Raw genomic sequence first — 4,721 nt, forward strand, 5'->3', positions numbered from 1 at the left:
TTCAGAAGTTATATTTGCAATAGCTGCTGCCACTTGAGGTTTTTCATCTGTTACTTCAATTTTTATAATCTCCGTATCTTGGACAAGGTTTACATTTACCTTTTGTCCAAATTCTTCAAAAGTTAAGTCTAATCCCATTTGATTAATAACCTTATCAGCAACTAATCTACTTTTTACTATTTGTCCATAAGTACCTACAAGCTTTTGATTCAATAATAAATCATTATATTCTAATTGATTATCTCCACCATAATCCTTAGGCTTTCCTACCATAAGTGTTGCAAATGTTTCATATTGGGGAGTTAGTATAAAATAACTTACTATTCCACTGGTTATAATAGATATTAGAGTTACTAATAATATAAGTCTTTTTCTATTTCCTAGAATTAAGAATAATTCTTTAATGCTTATTTCTTCCATATTTATCCTCCTTAATACTGTTTATAAATATAGGGATTCTATCCTATTTTAATTAATAATCTCATTATATACTAAAATTGGTATATAATAAAATTGTTTGATAATTATATACTATTACGTTATGTGAAGGAGTTGCTAGTTTTGTTATTTGTTAATGCAGTAAAAAAAATTGTAAAAAGAAAAAAAATAGATGGCTTCTATGAAGCTAGTTACGTATTAACACCAAAAGAGAAACAAAGTTTAGCAATTGGTTTCTCTGCAATAGCTATACCTATTTTAATAGCTTTATTAATTATTATTATAAATTAATTATAATTAATTTATAAGACTTAATAGAAGGATACCATAGAACTATGAAACCTATGGTATCTTTTTATTAAGTTTCAATATTAAATCATCTAAATCAATCTCATATTCTAATGCAAAATTCTCTAAGGAATCAAATAAATTATGACACATAGTACATTTTCCTGCTATATCATCGTAGAATCTAAAAACTTCTTCCGTTTCAGGATACTTTTCTACAATATACAATATCTGCATTTCTTTTGTAATCACCTAACCACCCTTTTTAGAAATTAATCTTTATTATTACCTATATTATACCAATAAACAAGACAAAATTCTATCTTTTATCATATTTACATCCTATTCTATTTACTATAAACTATATGTAAATGCTAATTGGAGGGATGGTATGAGAAAATTTGATAATATGTTAGACGAATATGCAAGATTATGTGTAGATGTAGGTATTAACTTGCAAGAAGGTCAGCCTTTAGTTATTAGTTCTCCTATTGAAGGTGCTGAGTTCGTTCGATTAGTGGCTAAGCATGCTTATAAAGCTGGTGCTAAAGAAGTCCATGTTAATTGGAATGATGATGTACTTTCTAAAATGAAATATGAAAATGCACCTATGGATGTTTTTGAAAACTTTCCTAAATGGTTTGCTGATGGATTAGAAGAATATGCTGAAGATGGAGCAGGATTTTTATCTATCTACTCCCAGGACCCAGAATTACTTAAGGATGTTGATACTAAAAAGATTGCAGCATATAATAAATCTTCTTCCACAGCCTTAAAAACCTTCACAAAATATACTATGAATGATGAAAACGCTTGGTGTGTAGTATCTATACCTACTGAAGGATGGGCAAAGAGGGTCTTCCCTAATATTTCAGAAGAAGAAGCAATGTCAAAACTATGGGATGCTATATTCATGGCTACTCGTATGAATTTAGAAGATCCATTTAGAGCTTGGGAAGAGCATCTTAAGAACCTAGAAGAAAAAGTTAATTATTTAAACGAGAAAAGCTTTAAAAAACTGCATTATAAAGCCTCTAATGGCACAGATTTAGAGGTAGAGTTACCAGAAGGGCATATCTGGGCTGGCGGTGGTGGAAAAAATACTAAAGATGTATTTTTCGTTGCTAACATGCCAACGGAGGAAGTCTTTACTATGCCATTAAAAACTGGTGTCAATGGGGTAGTATATAGTACTAAACCATTGAATTATGGTGGGAATTTAATAGATAATTTTAAACTTGAGTTTGTAAACGGAAAGGTTGAAAACTTTGAGGCTGAAGAAGGTTATGAAGTTTTAAAAGATTTACTTGTTTTAGATGAAGGAGCTAAATATTTAGGAGAAGTAGCCTTAGTTCCTTACGATTCTCCAATTTCTAACTCTAATATATTATTTTTAAACACCTTATTTGATGAAAATGCCTCTTGTCACTTCGCCTTTGGAAAGGCTTATCCTACTAATATTAAAGGTGGAGAAAAAATGACAGATAAAGAATTAGAAAAAGCAGGAGTGAATGATTCTTTAACCCATGTAGATTTTATGGTGGGTTCAGAGGATTTAAATATAGTAGGAGAAACTAAAGATGGAGAAAAGATTCAAATATTTGAAAACGGAAATTGGGCTTTTTAAGATATAAAATATAGCGAATAGATAACATCCATGTTATCTATTCGCTATTAATAACACTATGTTTCAGTTATGTCTTATCCATTGAACTATAAAATACTTTTCCAAATTCATCTATATGCTTTTTCAATCCAGCATGTTCTAAAGAATCATAATGCACAATGTCAAAATAATAAGGCAAAGGTAGCTTCTCATTTAACTCTATATTTATTTTATTAACTATTTCTATACTAATATTAGTTCCATATATGGCTATATCTACATCAGAACCACTTTTATAATTTCCCATGCTACGGCTACCAAAGATAGATGCCCTATCAATCTCCCTTTGTTTCATAAAAGCATTAATAATTAATTCCATACTCCTTTTTGATATACCATAGCTCATACTCTCTCTCCTAAATAATTATGCACTTGTACTATAGCTTCATAATATTCTTTCTTTATTTTCCTAATTGCGAAATTAAAGCGTTTTTCATCATAAGTATGCGCTAGAATATTTCGTTTTTCTAACATATCCATCCATATCTCACCATCTTCAATTATTTCATAGTGAAAAGCTTCTTTTATTACTTCCCTTGGAAATTTTGCTACTACTTCCTGTGATTCTAAATAATCCTTTAATGTCTTCCAAGCTAATTCGAAAGTATACTCAAATCTTTGAATTAATCCTTCTTTTTCAAGATCATTAAGATTATCAAAATCTGAAATTGCAGAATAAAACTGTTCATAAGCCTTATCAAAGTTTTCAAATCTTTGACGCCATCTAATTTCTTTTTCTCTCATAGAAATCAGCCCCTAATCTATTTTATATAATAAGGCAAATTAGATTCTATATATTTTTATTATATCATATTTATATTTTTATTATATACCAATATTTTTAAAACCTCTACCCTTTACCTCTACCACTTCATTTATGGTTAAAAAAGCATTAGGGTCTATTTCATCAACTATTTCCTCTAGTTTTGCAATTTCTCTAGAAGTTACTATACAATATATCACTTTTTTATCCTTATTTGTATAGGCTCCTATCCCCTCTAAAAGAGTAACACCCCTATTTAACCTATGAATTATTGTTTCAGCTAATTCTTTTGACTTATCAGATATTATAAAAACATTTTTCTTTACATTAAGGCCTACTTGTACTTTGTCTAATACATGATATCCTATATACATAGATATTAAAGTATACATAGCAGATTTATAACCAAATAGTAAGGATGAAAAAGAAATAACTATACTATTTACCCCCATTAGTGCAGTACCAATATTCATATTGTATTTTCTCCTAAGAACGGCTGCCACTATATCAAAACCACCTTGAGATACTCTATTTCTAAACATTAGCCCCATTCCAATCCCATTAAGCACTCCACCGAAAATTGCAGCTAATAATATATCATCTACTACCAAATATTTTCCAAAACCCCTAGTTATAGTCAATAAAGAAGAAAGTATAAACATAGATATAAATCCATATGTGGCAAATTCCCTATCTATCATTTTAGTGCCTATAATAAATATAGGAATATTTATTATAAAAACTGATATACCTGCGGGGAGCCCTGTTAAGAATTGAATTAGTATCCCTATACCTCCAACACCACCACTTAGAAGTTTGTTAGGAATAAAAAATACATTAAAAGCCATAGAACACAAAAAGTTCCCTAATATTATAAACATTATCTTTCTTAATACATCCTTAGGATCCTTAGTTAATTTCATAGTAATTTTCCTTTCTAAAATATTTGACTTCATTATATATTATTATCCATTAAGATACTATACCAATTTTTTTATTTATTAAAACATTTTTTACATAAAATTAATCAAAGGAATAAAGCTTCAATTTCTAAAGTTTATTCCCTTATATACATAGGAGACAAAGTGAAAGAAAGGAACAATCCTTTTTTCTCATTTCATTTACAATTCCATTTCGTATATGATAACTATTATCGACATAGATAGCCTCCTTTGATTTAAGTTTGGTTGGCTAGACCTAAACTTATTATATTAATGGAGGTTTTTTCTGTTCAACACTAGAAGCCTTTTTGAATCACCCGCTTACCAGGTGACATTCTTAAGCCAAAAAAGGAAAGCCACTTTTAAATGGCTTCCTTCTCCCTAAGTTTTTCCCTGTACCTTGCTTTATTCACTATTTTTAACTATCTTATTAACTGAAGGCCTTAGTCTAAGATATTATCTTAAATACTAAATATGCGGCTCCAATACCTAAATAATTACCTATGGCATATCCCACTAATCCACAAACTATACCTGTTACTGCTAAAGCCGGCCACTGTGCTGCTATAGGCAATGCCATAGCCCCTGATGGTCCACCAACAGCAGCTTGTGCAGTAACTAAAGT

The 4,721-nt window shown here is 29.8% G+C and carries 7 protein-coding genes; 2 read left to right on the forward strand and 5 right to left on the reverse strand.

Annotated elements, in window-relative coordinates; all coding sequences use genetic code 11:
- On the reverse strand, positions 1 to 420 hold a 420-nt coding region (locus VK071_02790), incomplete at its 3' end, for a Wzz/FepE/Etk N-terminal domain-containing protein (GenBank protein HLR34238.1).
- A 141-nt stretch (positions 421 to 561) separates the two neighbouring features.
- Here VK071_02790 and VK071_02795 point away from each other — a divergent pair.
- A complete protein-coding gene (locus VK071_02795; GenBank protein HLR34239.1) occupies positions 562 to 729 on the forward strand; it encodes a hypothetical protein in 168 nt (55 codons plus the stop codon).
- Between the two features lie 51 nt (positions 730 to 780).
- Here the strand turns inward: VK071_02795 and VK071_02800 are convergent, their stop codons facing one another.
- The gene (locus VK071_02800) at positions 781 to 978 is read right to left on the reverse strand and encodes a hypothetical protein (GenBank protein HLR34240.1); all 198 of its coding nucleotides are present in this window, start codon (positions 976 to 978) and stop codon (positions 781 to 783) included.
- A gap of 139 nt (positions 979 to 1,117) precedes the next feature.
- Here VK071_02800 and VK071_02805 point away from each other — a divergent pair, with 139 nt between their 5' ends.
- On the forward strand, positions 1,118 to 2,353 hold the full coding sequence (locus VK071_02805) for an aminopeptidase (GenBank protein HLR34241.1): 1,236 nt from the start codon (positions 1,118 to 1,120) through the stop codon (positions 2,351 to 2,353).
- Positions 2,354 to 2,420: 67 nt separating this feature from the next.
- On the opposite strand, the gene VK071_02810 is transcribed toward VK071_02805, so the two are convergent.
- The 3 genes from VK071_02810 to VK071_02820 form a co-directional block, all read right to left on the reverse strand.
- Positions 2,421 to 2,738 carry a nucleotidyltransferase domain-containing protein gene (locus VK071_02810; protein ID HLR34242.1) on the reverse strand — a complete coding sequence of 106 codons (318 nt, stop codon included), beginning with the start codon at positions 2,736 to 2,738 and terminating at the stop codon, positions 2,421 to 2,423.
- Positions 2,735 to 3,136 (reverse strand): nucleotidyltransferase substrate binding protein, encoded by a 402-nt coding sequence (locus tag VK071_02815; GenBank protein HLR34243.1) that lies wholly within the window; start codon positions 3,134 to 3,136, stop codon positions 2,735 to 2,737. Before VK071_02815 ends, VK071_02810 begins: the two co-directional genes overlap by 4 nt.
- A gap of 81 nt (positions 3,137 to 3,217) precedes the next feature.
- On the reverse strand, positions 3,218 to 4,078 hold the full coding sequence (locus tag VK071_02820) for a YitT family protein (GenBank protein HLR34244.1): 861 nt from the start codon (positions 4,076 to 4,078) through the stop codon (positions 3,218 to 3,220).
- Positions 4,079 to 4,721: the final 643 nt, after the last annotated feature.

This window comes from Tissierellales bacterium, from assembly GCA_035301805.1.
Classification (GTDB): Bacteria; Bacillota; Clostridia; order Tissierellales; family DATGTQ01; genus DATGTQ01.

Excerpts from the sequence above, each read along its gene's own strand:
- VK071_02805 (HLR34241.1), top strand. The coding sequence starts at position 1,118 with ATGAGAAAATTTGATAATATGTTAGACGAATATGCAAGATTATGTGTA.
- VK071_02810 (HLR34242.1), bottom strand. The coding sequence starts at position 2,738 with ATGAGCTATGGTATATCAAAAAGGAGTATGGAATTAATTATTAATGCT.
- VK071_02815 (HLR34243.1), bottom strand. The coding sequence starts at position 3,136 with ATGAGAGAAAAAGAAATTAGATGGCGTCAAAGATTTGAAAACTTTGAT.
- VK071_02820 (HLR34244.1), bottom strand. The coding sequence starts at position 4,078 with ATGAAATTAACTAAGGATCCTAAGGATGTATTAAGAAAGATAATGTTT.